This window comes from Oleiphilus sp. HI0125 (assembly GCF_001635355.1).
Window position 1 is genome coordinate 1 of record NZ_LWGF01000528.1, and the last position, 376, is coordinate 376.

Here is a 376-nt window from a genome sequence, read left to right on the forward strand (position 1 = left end):
GTATTTACCAATCGCGTTGCGATCGATCTGATTACACATAAAAAGCTCTTTCTACCCGGCAATCGATGTGTCGGTGCTTACGTTCTTAATCGAGAGAATGGTGAAGTTGAACTGTTCCGAGCTCGATTTGTCATCATTGCAACTGGCGGCGCTTCGAAAGCATACCTGTACACCAGTAATCCAGATGGCGCGAGCGGTGATGGTATTGCGATGGCGTGGCGAAGTGGTTGTCGCGTAGCCAACATGGAGTTCAATCAATTCCACCCGACATGCCTATACCACCCACAAGCGAAGACATTTTTGATCACCGAAGCCGTGCGAGGTGAAGGCGGTCACTTGCTCTTGCCAAACGGCGAGCGTTTTATGCATCGCTTTG

General features: G+C 50.0%; 1 protein-coding gene. It reads left to right on the forward strand.

Annotated elements, in window-relative coordinates; all coding sequences use genetic code 11:
• Positions 1-376: FAD-binding protein (locus tag A3762_RS06705; RefSeq protein ID WP_156493302.1), on the forward strand; the 376-nt coding region annotated here is incomplete at both ends.